Origin of the sequence: Imperialibacter sp. (genome assembly GCF_048007035.1) — a bacterium.
Classification (GTDB): domain Bacteria; phylum Bacteroidota; class Bacteroidia; order Cytophagales; family Cyclobacteriaceae; genus Imperialibacter.
In genome coordinates, this window is record NZ_CP180355.1 from 1,509,980 (window position 1) to 1,524,121 (window position 14,142).

The 14,142-nt window shown below is 47.9% G+C and carries 15 protein-coding genes; 4 read left to right on the top strand and 11 right to left on the bottom strand.

Translation table 11 applies throughout. The features are described from left to right. Positions 1-2 precede the first annotated feature (2 nt). Genes ACMVP2_RS06835 through ACMVP2_RS06845 form a run of 3 tightly spaced genes read right to left on the bottom strand, consistent with a single transcriptional unit; the run spans position 3 to position 2,805 of the window. Positions 3-899: an HlyD family secretion protein gene (locus ACMVP2_RS06835; RefSeq protein ID WP_416867154.1), complete on the bottom strand. Its 897-nt coding sequence runs from the start codon at positions 897-899 to the stop codon at positions 3-5. 12 nt (positions 900-911) lie between these two features. Beyond that, positions 912-2,183 carry a TolC family protein gene (locus ACMVP2_RS06840; protein ID WP_416867155.1) on the bottom strand — a complete coding sequence of 424 codons (1,272 nt, stop codon included), beginning with the start codon at positions 2,181-2,183 and terminating at the stop codon, positions 912-914. A 1-nt stretch (position 2,184) separates the two neighbouring features. Then, a complete protein-coding gene (locus ACMVP2_RS06845; protein ID WP_339792434.1) occupies positions 2,185-2,805 on the bottom strand; it encodes a TetR/AcrR family transcriptional regulator in 621 nt (206 codons plus the stop codon). 157 nt (positions 2,806-2,962) lie between these two features. Between ACMVP2_RS06845 and ACMVP2_RS06850 the strand changes: the two genes are divergently transcribed. The 3 genes from ACMVP2_RS06850 to purB all read left to right on the top strand — a co-directional run bounded on the left by ACMVP2_RS06850 (position 2,963) and on the right by purB (position 5,348). Beyond that, positions 2,963-3,274, top strand: coding sequence for a hypothetical protein (locus tag ACMVP2_RS06850; RefSeq protein WP_339792432.1), 312 nt, complete (start codon positions 2,963-2,965; stop codon positions 3,272-3,274). 224 nt (positions 3,275-3,498) lie between these two features. Next, entirely contained in the window at positions 3,499-3,897 is a 399-nt protein-coding gene (locus tag ACMVP2_RS06855; protein WP_416867156.1) for an SRPBCC domain-containing protein, read from the top strand. Positions 3,898-4,004: 107 nt separating this feature from the next. Then, positions 4,005-5,348, top strand: coding sequence for an adenylosuccinate lyase (gene purB, locus ACMVP2_RS06860; protein WP_416867157.1), 1,344 nt, complete (start codon positions 4,005-4,007; stop codon positions 5,346-5,348). 251 nt (positions 5,349-5,599) lie between these two features. On the opposite strand, the gene ACMVP2_RS06865 is transcribed toward purB, so the two are convergent. Further along, positions 5,600-6,280 (bottom strand): 3-keto-disaccharide hydrolase, encoded by a 681-nt coding sequence (locus ACMVP2_RS06865; protein ID WP_416868195.1) that lies wholly within the window; start codon positions 6,278-6,280, stop codon positions 5,600-5,602. A 153-nt stretch (positions 6,281-6,433) separates the two neighbouring features. Further along, on the bottom strand, positions 6,434-6,883 hold the full coding sequence (locus ACMVP2_RS06870) for a hypothetical protein (RefSeq protein WP_416867158.1): 450 nt from the start codon (positions 6,881-6,883) through the stop codon (positions 6,434-6,436). 147 nt (positions 6,884-7,030) lie between these two features. Here ACMVP2_RS06870 and ACMVP2_RS06875 point away from each other — a divergent pair, with 147 nt between their 5' ends. Continuing rightward, on the top strand, positions 7,031-7,798 hold the full coding sequence (locus tag ACMVP2_RS06875) for a class I SAM-dependent methyltransferase (protein WP_416867159.1): 768 nt from the start codon (positions 7,031-7,033) through the stop codon (positions 7,796-7,798). Position 7,799: 1 nt separating this feature from the next. On the opposite strand, the gene ACMVP2_RS06880 is transcribed toward ACMVP2_RS06875, so the two are convergent. Genes ACMVP2_RS06880 through ACMVP2_RS06905 form a run of 6 tightly spaced genes read right to left on the bottom strand, consistent with a single transcriptional unit; the run spans position 7,800 to position 14,077 of the window. After that, positions 7,800-8,792: a glycosyltransferase gene (locus ACMVP2_RS06880; RefSeq protein WP_416867160.1), complete on the bottom strand. Its 993-nt coding sequence runs from the start codon at positions 8,790-8,792 to the stop codon at positions 7,800-7,802. 9 nt (positions 8,793-8,801) lie between these two features. Next, the gene (locus ACMVP2_RS06885) at positions 8,802-9,770 is read right to left on the bottom strand and encodes a glycosyltransferase family 2 protein (protein WP_416867161.1); all 969 of its coding nucleotides are present in this window, start codon (positions 9,768-9,770) and stop codon (positions 8,802-8,804) included. Further along, positions 9,770-10,288, bottom strand: coding sequence for a DUF4199 domain-containing protein (locus ACMVP2_RS06890; RefSeq protein WP_317488223.1), 519 nt, complete (start codon positions 10,286-10,288; stop codon positions 9,770-9,772). The genes ACMVP2_RS06885 and ACMVP2_RS06890 overlap by 1 nt, the downstream gene beginning before the upstream one ends. 4 nt (positions 10,289-10,292) lie before the next feature. Further along, positions 10,293-10,814, bottom strand: a complete 522-nt coding sequence (locus ACMVP2_RS06895; RefSeq protein ID WP_317488225.1) for a DUF4199 domain-containing protein — start codon at positions 10,812-10,814, stop codon at positions 10,293-10,295. A 6-nt stretch (positions 10,815-10,820) separates the two neighbouring features. After that, positions 10,821-12,095 (bottom strand): dihydroorotase, encoded by a 1,275-nt coding sequence (locus tag ACMVP2_RS06900; protein WP_416867162.1) that lies wholly within the window; start codon positions 12,093-12,095, stop codon positions 10,821-10,823. After that, positions 12,092-14,077, bottom strand: coding sequence for a vWA domain-containing protein (locus ACMVP2_RS06905; RefSeq protein ID WP_416867163.1), 1,986 nt, complete (start codon positions 14,075-14,077; stop codon positions 12,092-12,094). The genes ACMVP2_RS06900 and ACMVP2_RS06905 overlap by 4 nt, the downstream gene beginning before the upstream one ends. Between the last annotated feature and the right edge of the window lie 65 nt (positions 14,078-14,142).

Here is a 14,142-nt window from a genome sequence, read left to right on the forward strand (position 1 = left end):
CCTTAGAATTTAACCTCACCCGGCATTCCTATTTTCAATGCCCCATCGTTGGGCACCACTACTTTGATGGCATATACCAAATTGACCCTCTCTTCCCTTGTTTGGATGATTTTCGGCGTAAACTCGGCTGATGACGAGATCCATGACACCGTTCCTTCATTCTCTTTCAAATTGCCGTCGCTGCCGTCAGTGAGCACTCTTACCTTCTGGCCAATTTTGATGGAGGCCAACTGCGGTGCATCTACGTAGGCCCTCAGTGTCAATTCCTTCAGGTCGGCTACCTTAAAAAGCGGCTTGCCAAAAGTGACGATCTCACCTGCTTCAGCATATTTTGACAGCACCGTTCCTCCTAGCGGGCTTGCCAGCACACTGCGTTGAATCTGGTCTTCTATCTGTTCCATTTGCACCTCAAGCGGAGCCAACTCCGACAATAAGCCTCTGTTGGCTGTGCTTAGCTGGCTTTTGGTGGCGTCGATCCTGTTATTGAGCACCTTCAGTTCTCCATGAATGTCGTCCCGCTGCTTTGCAGTCGCTGCCCCTTCGGCGAACAGCTTGTCCACCCGTTTGATCTCCCTTTCGAGGTTCTCCTTCTGCTCAAGCAGCACGTCGATCTGTACTTTTTCGTTTTGAAGCTTACTTCTGATCGCTTGCTTGGAGGCTATGAGTTGCTTTTTCTTCAAATGGAGGCCAAGGGTATCCACCAGTCCAATGGCAGCACCCGCCTTCACCTGGCTGCCCTCCTCCACCTTTAGCTGCAGGAGCTTGCCGGTAGCTTCCGAAGAAACCAGCACTTCGGTCGCCTCAAAATTGCCATAAGCATCCGACCTGTCTTCATTTTTGTTGCATCCTGCCAACCCGATCAGCAGCAATGCACTTGCTGTGTATGTGAAAATTTTCATTGCTATAGTTCCTTAAAGATTTCCTGTAAGTGTAAAGTATTGTACCTGATACCACGCCTTGTCGATCTCGTGCATGCGGGCCGTAATTTTTGCCCTTGTAAGTTGATCCAGCGCAGTGATATAGTCGGAAGAGGTGACAGTTCCGCCTTCGAGCCTGGCAGCGTATTCCCTGACAATTGACTCCTGCAACCTGACGATCTCAGCGTCTCTTTTCATTACCTCGTCAGATGCCAACCATTTCTTTCTCCATTGCAGGGTGCCATTTTCGAATTGGCTCATGGCATCGCTGCGGCTATTTTCGAGCAACTGCTCCTGAATTTGCAGCTCTTGCCGCTCCTGCTTGCTGGCTCCCCAGTCGAATAGTGGCCAGTAAAGCCTTACTCCCGCCATATAGAACCCGCTAAGGTCGGTTTTAAAGAAATTGTAAGGATTGGGACTGCCAAAGCCACCTCTGGCAAAAGCACTTACCTTCGGCTTAGTTCTCGCAGCAATGAGCTCCCCTGCCTGAGAAAGCACAGTTTTCTGCTCACTCAAATAGCTGAGTTCCGGCCGGTTGATCGTTGCTTCACCCTCCAGTGGAATGGTGCCGCCGGGAAGGGTCAATACTGCATCTACCGAAAGCTGCTGCCCAAGTTTGTCGGCCAGCATGGCTACAAGCCCTTCTTTTTCGGCCTCCGCCGCTACAAGCTGTTGTTCGATGGAGAGGATTTCCTTTTCGAAGGCGGACTTGTCGCTCTGCAAAAGTACTCCGGTAGAAAACCCGGCGTCAATTACCTTCTTTCTCTCCAGCAAAGTATTCCTTGCAGCTTCAAGGTTTTTTTCAGCTTCCTGAATCCTGAGGATACCAAAATACAAGCTGTTCAGAGACTCCTTTACCTTGTACAGGTCAACCTCCACTTTCTGCTGATTGGCCGCCAGTTCTCTTTTGGAAGCTTCTCTCGACTGCCTGACCATGCCGCCGTCGTAAATACTCTGTTCGATGCCCACCGTAGCCTGGTACTGGCTTTTTGGAATTTCCGGCGTTTCAGCGCCTGGAATACTGAATGGCAATGAAAACACGTCGCTCTGATAGCTCCACTGCCCATTCAGACTCACTTGCGGACGATACGCCAGGCCCAGCCGTTCCCCTTTAGAAGCTGCCAACTCTCCATAAAGAGCTGCCTGCCCCGAAAGCGGTGTGTGCTGAAGTGCCAGCTCGTAACAGCCCTGCAGGCTGATGGTTTCCTGGGCGTACACCCCGGCCACCATCGCCATTGCACTCATTGTTAATACAAACCTCTTCATATTATTCGTTTGTTGATTTGTCAGTTAAATAGTTCCAAATGATCACCGGAACTTCCTTTTTTCTTCTCTCAAGAAATTTGTTATAGTCTTCTTCACTAAGTCCGAAGACCGGCCTGAGAATAGGTTTTGCAATGACAGGAAAAACGCACAGCCCCATGATAGAGCTGATGAGATCCACTGGTTCTATAGGTCTTATGGTACCTTTAGCCGCTTCAGCCTTCAATTGCAAACCCAGCCCCATCGCCACCTGCGAAACTTGCGAACCAATTTTGCCAAACAGCTTCTCGGGGTTCCTTGAAATTTCGTTAATGACGAAAAGAGGCATGAAGGGATTGTTCTTCATCAGCTCCACATAATGCTCGACAAACTGCATCAACTTTTCTTTTAGGGGCATTTCCTTCCCAAGAATACCAAACAGGGCCGGGCCATTTGACTGGAGTGTCTCCATGAAAACCCTTTCGAAAAGCAAGTCTTTGGATCTGAAATAGTAGTGCAGCAATGCTTTGTTGATGCCGGCCTTGTCAGCAATTTCCTGCATTCTCGCTCCCACCATTCCCTGCTGAATGAATACTTCCCTGGCGGCTTCCAGTATCTTTCTTTCTGTGCTTACATCCTTCGTCATGATGCAAATATACGAAGCCTTAACCGAAAGGTTTAACCAATTGGTTAAATTTTTTGGTTAACAAATGAGACTTAATCGTATGTCATTGTCTAACAGCACTTTAAATAAAGTTTCGATTTTCTGGCAAAAATAGATTAGATTAATCCTTTAATGATTTATGATGTCAGACAAAATACTCACCAGGCCGTGGACGGAATTTGAGCTCAAGCAAAAGCTCGCCAAAATGCCTGTGCTCCCCGAGTACAAACTGCTTATTCAGGTGAGGGAAATTCTTCTCGACAGCCGACTGGCCAATGAAAGACTCGACTCACTCATTGAGCTGATCGAAAAAATACCACTTCACAGATCTCAGGAAGAAAGAGATATTTTTATTGAGCATCTGCAGGAGGTGCTGGTGGATGTGCGGCTTTCATCGGAACTAACAGGAAATGTTGTGAAACTGCTTAGGTCAATAGAAAAGCAATCCTGACCTATTTACGGTTGCCACTAAAATATTTCGATTTTCACAGTGCTCTTTTTGGCTCATCTAAAAGACCTGTTTCCATGGTTTTTTCTCAATGTTTTCGTATTTTACTAGTGAAAAAAAACAACAGGGTTGAGAAGATATTTTGAAAGCTTTTCTAATTTTCCCACCTGAAAAATTAAAGTAATACCAAACCAACACAAAACACTCCAGCCCGTCTGGAATGAAAAATGGAAACTCGTGACATACACCACAAGGTGATCCTGAAAACAGGACCCAATCAGGCTTATGAAGCCATTCTTGACCCCAAAAAACATAGTGACTTTACTGATAGTCCCGCAGAAAACGACGGCAAAGTAGGCGGAGAACACAGCGCTTTCGACGGCTACTGTTTTGGTGAAAACGTGGAGCTCTCTTATGGAAAGCGCATTGTGCAAACCTGGCAAGCCGATGAAGATGGCTGGCCGGAAGATCACTTCTCCAGGGTCATCTACGAGTTTACGGCAGTTCCTGGCGGCACGCTTCTTACTTTCAAACAGCTCGGCGTGCCCGAAGAAGTGGCCGACAGCATTGACCAGGGTTGGATCGACTATTACTGGGAGCCTCTGAAGGCGTATTTTGAGGACTAGGTAACCCTGGCAGTCTCGCCTCTTTCAGCTTTATTCTGTTCTTGTCCTTAGTTATGGCCATAATTCCGTAATTTTGCGGCTTGCTTTTGGCAGCTAACTCATTTCGCATGGATTTAACACATTTAACGGCCATATCGCCGGTCGACGGTCGCTATAGAAAACAAACCGCTTTATTGGCTCCCTATTTCTCTGAGTGGGGACTGATTCGTTACAGACTTCAGGTAGAAGTCGAATACTTCATAGCGCTTTGTGATATCCCACTGCCTGCCCTTGGCACTTTCCCAAAAGCCCGGTACGCCGAGCTGAGAGCCATCTATAAAGATTTTTCAGAGAAAGATGCGCTGGCCATCAAGGAAATAGAGAAAACGACCAACCATGACGTGAAGGCGGTGGAATACTTCATCAAACAGAAGATGGATGCTGCCGGCCTTTCAGCCTATAAAGAATATATCCATTTTGGTCTCACCTCGCAGGACATCAACAATACCGCCATTCCTCTAAGCCTGAAAGAGGCTTTGCAGGAGGTTTACCTGCCCAAATTGAATGAAATAATTGCCTTGCTGGCAGCTATGGCCGCAGATTGGGAGAAAATACCTATGCTGGCAAAAACTCACGGGCAGCCCGCTTCGCCTACCCGTCTTGGCAAAGAAATCAGGGTGTTTCAGGTACGGCTGGAGGAGCAGATAAAAGGATTGAAAAACATACCGTTTGCGGCCAAATTTGGTGGCGCCACCGGCAACCTCAATGCCCATCACGTGGCCTTCCCCACCTACGACTGGGCTGAGTTTGCCAACGGTTTTGTAAGCAATAGTCTTGGACTGAAAAGGAGCTCTCCCACCACCCAAATTGAGCACTACGACCACATGGCGGCTCTTTTTGACGGGTTGAAGCGCATCAACACCATCCTGATCGACTTTTCGAGGGACGTGTGGCAGTACATTTCCATGAACTACTTCAAGCAGCGCATCAAAGCCGGCGAGATTGGTTCATCGGCCATGCCCCACAAAGTGAATCCAATCGACTTTGAAAATGCCGAAGGCAACCTTGGCATGGCCAATGCCATTTACGAGCACCTTTCAGCGAAACTGCCCATTTCAAGGCTACAAAGGGATCTTACGGATTCAACGGTATTAAGAAATATTGGTGTGCCTATTGCGCACAGCTATATTTCTCTGCTCTCACTGGCAAAAGGCATTGGCAAGCTGGAGCTCAATCAGGCAGCCATTGATGCCGATCTGGAGGACAACTGGGCAGTGGTGGCTGAAGCTATTCAAACGGTGCTTCGCAGAGAAGGCTTTGCCAATCCATACGAAACACTGAAAGCGCTCACCCGCACCAATACCAAAATCACCAGAGAAAGCATCAGCACTTTTATTGATGAGCTGAAGGTAAGCGAAGACATAAAAAAAGAGCTGAGATTAATCAGCCCTTTCAGTTTCACGGGAATCTAAAAAACGTGAGTTCGATATAACAATGCCGTCATTCCGGAAAATATTGGCCTAAAATTCAAATGGGCCAATATTTATCCGGAATCTCAAATGTCTTGTGGCGGAGATTGCGGATAATTTTCTTCAGATGAGAAAAATATCTGAAGAAAATTTCCGCAATGACGCCCCTCGGTGATGTTTTTGTTACATTTTTATATCGAACTCACGTCAAAAAGATATTGACCCTTGGCTTTTTGCCAGCGGTCAACAACTTTCTACAATTCCCTGATTCTGATATTACGGAACCACACTTTGTTGCCGTGATCCTGTAAGGCAATCTTGCCTGTTGATGACTTTCCGAAAGCTTCCCACTTGGCGAACTTGCTTTCGCTGACCATTTTGTCCCAAACAGGGCCGCTGGTAGGGTATTCAACTACCTTCTTGCCATTCATGTAGTGAGTGGCTTTGCCGTCTTTAATCACCAACTTCACTTTATTCCACTCCATCGCTGGCTTGTAAGCTGAGGGGTCGCTTGGAGGGATCATGTCGTACAGAGACGAGGCGAGACGGTTACCATTTTTGCCTTGCTTGGCGTCCGGGTGGCGCTCATTGTCAAGCACCTGCATTTCGGGGCCTGTGTAGTAAGGAGCATTGTATTTTGCATCTTCTATACAGTGGAACATAATGCCGCTGTTGCCTCCCTCAGAAATTTTCCACTCAAGCTCTAATTCAAAATCGCCGTAGTCCTTGTTAGTAACCAGGTCGCCAGCGCCGCCGGCAGTCAGCACAATGGCGCCATCTTCCACCTGCCATTTTGGGTCAACTCCTGATTTGTTGTAAATATGCCACTGATCGATGGTTTTCCCGTCAAACAGAGAAACCCACTTTCCTTTTTGCGCATTGGCAGCAAAGGAAAAAGAAAGCATCACCATAGCCATGACGCTTAAGCTTTTCATTACTTTATTCATATTGATGTGTTTTGTGCCCAAAAGGCGTTGTTCAACTTCAAAACCCTAAGTAGAAATGATTTTATTTTTTTACCTAGTGAATCTACCTAAATGTACCGAATGAATGGCACATGGTCAATTTTGGTTGTGAAGCGGGCAAGGTCAAAAAGAGATGGCCGCTATATAGTGGGGTTCAGTAGTGGAAGCGTCTCCAATAAAGTCGCCTGTATTGACACGGCAGTCTTCGATCCTGTGCTTCAGTATGAGTTTCCAAAAGGGAGATTTTCGAAAAACCAGCCCCGTTTTTACAAAAAAGTTGTTGGTCATCTTCTTCCACATGGTCTCGTAGCCCGGCTGTCCTTCCTTTAGCAACACGTACTCAAAGCCCATCTTGTGCGTTTCCTGGAGGGCGCAAGGGTTTCCGTAAAGCACCCCTTTTGTTTCTGTGATGATAATATAGCGAGGGTACTCTTGCTTTGGAAAGTCTTTCTTAGCGTCATTCTTCTTCTTTTGCTTCAGCACCCACGATGGGGAATCCTTGTTAATAGGCCTCTCTTTCGACTGGGCTGCTGCTGTGCACAAGCTCCCCAGATAGAAAGCTGTGGTCAGCATTATTAAAAAAATAGGAAGCCTAAGACGCATGGTTTCGAATATACTGGTTATTCTCCTCAATCAATATTTCCTTATTTCGATTCCAAGCTGGTTTGGGTTTCGAATCTACTATATTTGCAGGCATTTCGGAACCAGATCGCTATAGTTTTGAAGCACATCATTAGTTTTTTGCTACGCACCGTACCCAGAAAATACCTGCAGCTTTTCAGCCATTGGGTGCTCAAGGTGGTCTCCATCTTTTATACTGGCAACAAAGTGGAATGCCCTGTATGCAACGCCCACTTCCGAAAGTTCTTGCCCTACGGCAGGCAGTCCCGTGAAAATGCGCTCTGCCCCAACTGCCTGGCACTGGAGCGACACAGGCTGATGTACCTGTTTCTCAAGAACAAGACCAACTTTTTTACCGATAAGTTGAAAGTGCTTCACGTAGCGCCGGAAATCTGCTTTATTGAGGCATTTGAAAAACTTCATAAAGACGACTACATCACAGCCGACATAGAATCGCCTTTGGCAAAAGTGAAGATGGATATCCATCAGGTGCCGTTTGACGACAACACCTTCGACGTGGCCTTTTGCAACCATGTAATGGAACATGTAGACAGCGACCTGAAAGCTATGAGCGAGTTGCACAGAGTGCTGAAGCCGGGTGGGTGGGCCATTATCCAGGTGCCGTTCTTTTACCCGCTCGAAGAAAAAACGGTTGAAGACATCACCATCACCGACCCAAAGGAACGCTACCGCAGGTTTGGGCAGGACGACCACGTGAGAAAGTACGGAAAGGACTATGCAGAAAGGCTGGCCAGCGCCGGGTTTACTGTTGATGCCAATGACTACGTGAAGGAATTACCGGGCGACGTAGTTACCAGGTATGCGCTGCCAAAAGACGAGACTATTTTCTTTTGTAAAAAGGCATAAGCTACTTGTAGAAGGTTTCAGCAAACCCAAACTTAGGCTTTCTTCTGAGTGCATACACCTCAAATCCTGCCTTTAAGAACCCCAGGCCATACCCCACCAGCTGCACAAAAGCAGCAGGCACTGACAAGATGCCGGCGGGCAACCCATTTTTTATTGTTGAATCAACCAGAATGAAGGTGGAATAGATCAGAAGAGGAAGGAGTCGGTTGGCATTGAACAGCAGGGCCCACACTGCCAGAAAAATGACTGCGACCGCAAACAAGGCCGGAAAAGTATGCACGGCTTTTGTAGAGCCGGGGTGCAGCAAGTGAAGATGAATGCGTGCCACCCCCGAGTTGAACACCTGCTTGTAAAACTGCCGGAAATTGCTTCTGCGTTTGTGATACACCCATGCCTCTTCCACCAACACACCCTTCGTTCCCGCTTTTTCTGCTCTCAAACTCAGGTCAATGTCCTCGCCAAATCGCATCGCCCTGAAGCCTTCAATCTTATGAAAAAGTGTGGCTTCGATGCCCATATTAAAGCTACGTGGTTTATACGCTTCCATCGCCTTCTTTTTTCCACGAATGCCACCCGTGGTTAGAAAAGAGGTCATTGAGTAGTTGATGGCCTTTTGCGTGGCAGAAAAATCGGAGGCAGCCTTATCGGGTCCGCCAAACAACGATGGCAGCTTTACCATTGCATCGAGCGCCGCTATATAGCCCGGCGGCACTATCACATCCGAATCCAGGAAGATCAGCCACTGGCCCTTGGCCTGCGAAGCCCCATTGTTTCGGGCAGCTCCAGGCCCGGAATTGGGTTGAAAAAGGTAGGTGAGGTCAAGCCTGCCGGCAAAGGCCTCAACCACTTTGTCAGCCTTTTGCTCCGAGCCGTCCTCAACAACGATCACCTCAAAGTGAGTTGCCTGCTGGTCGCATAAACTGGAAAGAAGCTCCCTGAGTTCGTCCGGCCGATTGTAAACCGGTACTATGAATGAGTATTTGGGCTTAGCCATGGGCCAAAGCTATAAACCTGACCTCTCAATGACCAGATAATCTTCATTCTTATTGCTCGTGATTGTCATCATTTCGGCTAAGAAGCCAGCCAGAAAAAGCTGAACGCCCACCACTACGGCCAGCAGAGCGATGTAAAACAATGGCTGATCGACAATTTCCCTGACCGGAAGTTTGAGCCGGAGGTTGTTCCACTTTTCAAGTGCCATAAACCCGGTAACACCGGCTCCAAACACAAAAGTGAGTGTGCCCAAAGTACCGAAGAAGTGCATTGGACGCCTTTTGAACCTGGTAACAAATGAAATAGAAAGCAGGTCGAGAAAGCCGAAGATGAAGCGTTCCAGCCCAAACTTTGTGCTGCCGTATTTTCGGGCGTGGTGCAGCACCTCTTTTTCACCTATGCGAGAAAACCCGTTCCATTTGGCAATGAGCGGGATGTATCGGTGCATTTCGCCGTACACCTTGATGTTTTTTATCACCACAGACCTGTAGGCTTTCAGGCCGCAGTTAAAATCGTGCAGCGGAATGCCCGACATGATGCGGGTAACACCATTAAAAAATTTGGATGGAATGGTCTTGCCAATGGGGTCGTGCCGCTTCTTTTTCCAGCCCGACACCAGGTCGTAGCCATCTTCCGTGATCATGCGGTAGAGCTCGGGAATTTCATCGGGGCTGTCCTGAAGATCGGCGTCCATGGTGATGACCACTTTGCCCTCCGCTGCTGCAAAGCCTTCGTGCAGGGCAGCGGATTTCCCGTAATTTCTATTAAACCGTAAGCCTTTGATACAACTATTGCCTATGCCTAGCTCCTGGATAGTTACCCAGCTGGCATCGGTGCTCCCGTCATCTACCAGTATCACCTCGTAGGTAAACTGGTTTTCCTGCATCACTTTTTGTATCCATTCACACAATTCCTGCAATGATTCCTCTTCATTTTTGAGAGGAACCACTACAGAAATATCTGGCTTATTTTCGGTCATTAAACTTCAAGTTGTGGATCGGTCTTTTTTGTAATGGCAGACACAATCAGGCTCAATATAAAGCCGAAAAACAAAACGCCCACTATACCAAAGACAAACATCATTCCCGGATTCATGAATTTTTCCGTAATGGCCATCGCCTGATCAATCTGTGCATCTGGCGTGCCTTGCTCTTCCATATTGTACCTTGCCTTTTCCATCATAGTTTCCACAAACGTTGGATCAACAAAGGTTATGTATATAAAGCTGAAAACGGAGCTAATCACCCCGCCAACCAGTGATATCCAAAACCCGATTCCGAGGCCCTGGCCAAATGAAAGGAATCCGTCTCCGTCCTCTTTGTATTTCTTATGAGCAAGAAAGATGACAACTGCTAAAAAAATGTAGTTGATCCATGATGCCCATGATTCAAATACCAGCCCCGTCAATTGAAGGACAAGGCCATAAATAATCATTACCACACCAGCAATAACGCCGTATTGCAAACCTACTCCTCTTGTTGTTACTTGTTGTTCCATGGTTTTAGTTTTTAGGTTTCGTTCTTAATATCATAGATAACATGATAGTAAACAAAAGGCCAAGGATGCATTTCTTCAATAGATTGTCTAAGGAGACAATAAAGGCAGTGGTAGCTTCTACGTCTGTTACTGTTTTGTCGTAGGTAGCCTGCCCCATTTCTTCAATTACCCTTGCTTTGCCGCTTTCAAGTATCTCTACCTTATTGGTAATGAATTCTGCCAAAAGATTACAGTCACAAAACTCGAGAAACAAAATGATAAAGACACTGGACACCAGCGCAATGATTATATAGCAGAAAAAACCAACTGTCATTCCCTGCCAAAAAAACATCAAACGGCCATTGTGCACATCTCTGAATTCACGGATGCTCACAAACAGAAACAATGGCAACAGCATAAAATCGAAGGGCTGCAGCATTAAAAGAGGGTTTTCGCCCAGCAGGAAAAGCACCACAAAAACCAGCACCACCAGCAAGCCTCCAGCTATCCCGTACTTCAGGGGTACCTTGATCAACGGATTCTTCATGCCTGCTTAGTTGATGATTTGAACAAGGCCATTATTGGCTACCGCTGCCACCATGCCAGTCAGTTCTTTTCCAAAAAATGGATTGTTGACAGATTTGCTAAGGTTGGTTTTTTTATCGAGTATCCACCTGGTGGACGTGCTGGCCACTGTCAGGCAGGCGTCAGCGCCCACGTTCAGAGCAATAGCTGGCAAGCCCAGCACCTTTCTCGGCCCGTCGAAAACAGCCGGCAGCGACTGCTCCAGCGAAAGCTCGCCTTTGAGGTCCAGTTGGTTGAGCACAGGCCAGAGTGTTTGAAGCCCTGTGATGCCGAATTCGGCCAGGTCAAACTCCAGCTTTTTGCTTTCCTCATCCTGCGGCTCATGCGCCGACACAATGGTATCGATGGTGCCATCCTTCACGCCGGCAATCAGCGCCTTTCTGTCCTTTTCGGTGCGGAAGGGAGGTGACACTTTGTAGTTGGTATCGAAAGTGCTGAGGTAGGTGTCGTTGAAACAAAGGTGGTGTACCGACACATCGCAAGTTACTGCCAGGCCACGTTTTTTGGCTTTTTTGATCATGTCGACAGCCTCAGCGGATGACACCTGCGAAAAATGGATCTTTCCACCAGCGTACTCCAGTATTCTCAGGTCCCGCTCCACCATGATGGTTTCGCCAGCCACCGGCACTCCTCTCATGCCCAATCTGGTGCTTTGCACTCCTTCATGCATCACACCAAATTTTGCGAGCCACTTGTCTTCCGGCCTGTTCATCAGCAAACCATTGAGCGGCTGTAGATATTGCAGGGTTTTCAACAGAATATCCGTGTTCCAGATGGGGTCGTGGCCATCGGTAAAAGCGACAGCACCCGCATGGTGCAGATCGATCATTTCACTCAGCTCCTCCCCTTTGCGCCCAAGTGTAACGGCAGCCATGGGATGAACCGTGGTCACTTTGCCTCGTCCCTTTGACTTTAGGTACTCGATATCGTTCTTCGACTGTATGGTGGGGTGTGTATCCGGCAGCAGGCATACATCGGAGAAACCTCCTGCAGCGGCAGCTTTCAATCCGGAGTTGAGGTCTTCTTTGTGCTCCATGCCCGGGTCGCAAAAATTAGCCCGCAGATCGAACCAGCCTGGCGTTACGATCAGGTCTTTGCCTTCTACAACCTTTCCCGCAGCAGTGGTTTCCTTCAAGCCCAGGTAGTCGATTTTTCCATTCTTTATGGAAAGGTGGACTTTTTTCAGATGGAATTCCGAGGAGGGGTTGATCAGTTTTACACCTTTCAGGTATAGGCTACTCATAGGAAACGAAGTAATAAGACCTCAATAAGTAAAAATGCTAACGCCAAAATTAAGGCATATTTCCACAATTCCTTTCCATTGAAGCGTTCGTTCAAATTCTTTTCGAGATCTTCCGGTGAGAGCACATTGATAATCTCTTTTTTCTCCACCGTGTTGAACAACTCCAACACCGACTCTTCCGGCAAAGGTTTGAGTTGCGATTCGCCTTTCTCCAGATTGAACGCCAGGGCATCCACCAGTTCGTCTCTGAACTTCACGTCGTAGTAGCCAGCCTGCATCATAAACCTGGGCAGTTCCAGCCTTACATTGGCCCCCACCGACTGCTGACCCGGCACAATTTCCTGCCCATTGCCGCTGAGCTTGTACAGGTCGGTATCAGTTACTTCCGACCCATTGACGGTGAGCAGTATTTCGTCAAGCGTATAGTAAAGCCGGCCCTTTGTGCTTCGGGCACCGATAGCCATTTTGTACATGATGGGCACAAACAAAGCGTTGTTGGAGAACGTGCTGCTGGTGGGCGCCAGAGAAGAAGCCAGCAGGTACAAAACCCCCGAAGAGGCATTTGCTCGGGTCAAATAGGGGGCTCCTGACCTGTATTTCAGCAAATGATCGCCATTGTTGCCCCAGCTCATTTGCATGGCAGCGGCCGGCATTTCCATTTTTTCGGAAGAGGCCTCAAAAATGTTTTTAAAGAATGGGTTATTGAGATCGGGTTGAGCAATCTCCTGCAGGTTGGTTTGCACACTTTGCCTGAGCCCACTGTAGATATTCGCCCACCCGCTATCAAAACTTTGGGATGATGGAATGATCAAGACCGTTCTCCCATTATCGAGCGAGCTCTTGATAAAAGCTTCCAGGCCGCTGTTTAGCTGATCCACCTCGTTGATCACCAGCAGCTCGGCATCCTCAAAGCTCCCGTAGTCAATATTGCCAGCGTCGAAGGACTGCAAATCGAACAAAAGCTCGTTGGCAAACACCCTGCCAATGGCAGAAGAAGCTGTCCTGCCCCGAATCTCCATGATGCGCACCCTGGGCGACTGGTTCAGCGTCAGGTAGAACTCATTGTCGAAAAGAATAGGAAAATCGTCGATACTGAGATGACACCGGTTGAAGTCCTCAAGCGCCATGTTGAGTTCAAATGAAAGGGTGGTTTGCCCATTGGGTACCAGGTCGGTGGTGAGCGCCCCCACCTGAATATCGTTGACGAAAAACTTCACCGGCATATCGGTTTTTATTTCCTCACCCGTATTGCGCAGCGAAACGAAAAGGGTGTTGGTTTGACCCTCGATCAGGAAAGGGCTTTCGAGGTACACCGTGTCGATGAAAATATTGGCGGAAACAGGAAAGGCAATTGGCAGCAGCTTAAAATTATTGACAGAGTCGCCATCCGATACCGGCTGCTCAGGACTGTAGGCAAAGTCGCTGATCCAGTAAATGTCTTTTTCAGTGGCGCCCAGCTCCATTCGGCCAATGATCTCATCGGGCGATCGCACGATAGATGAGTAGCTCAGCTCGGTAAGCAACTCCTCCACATCCACCTTGCTTTTGGCATGATTGGAAAACGGTGCAAAATCGTTGGTGATAAGCTGAAAGCGTGTTTCTCTTGGGTAAGCCTTGAGCACTTCACTGATCATGCCAATGCTTATGTCCAGCCCGGGCGCTTCGGTGCCCGTAAGGTTGCTCATGCTCTGCGAGTTGTCGAGGTACAGCACCACGTCGCCGCTCAGCTGCTTGCCGTCGTTGGAAGGCAGGAAAGGCTGCGCAAAGGCCATGACAAGGAAAAACACGGCCGCCAGTCTCGAAAACAGCACCAGCCAATGTTTCAGCTTTAGCTTGGAGCTGCTCGTTTGCTTCACATGCCTGAGCATGTTCACATTGGAGAAATATATTTTTTTCGCCCTGCGAAAATTAAACAGGTGGATGAGGATCGGAATAGAAAGTGCAAGAAGAGCCCAAAGGAATTGAGGAAATAGAAAATTCATGAAATGACTGTCTTCTTCTTTTTGTTAATCTCTAAACGGAATCCAAAGTAGAAGGATTGCCGATG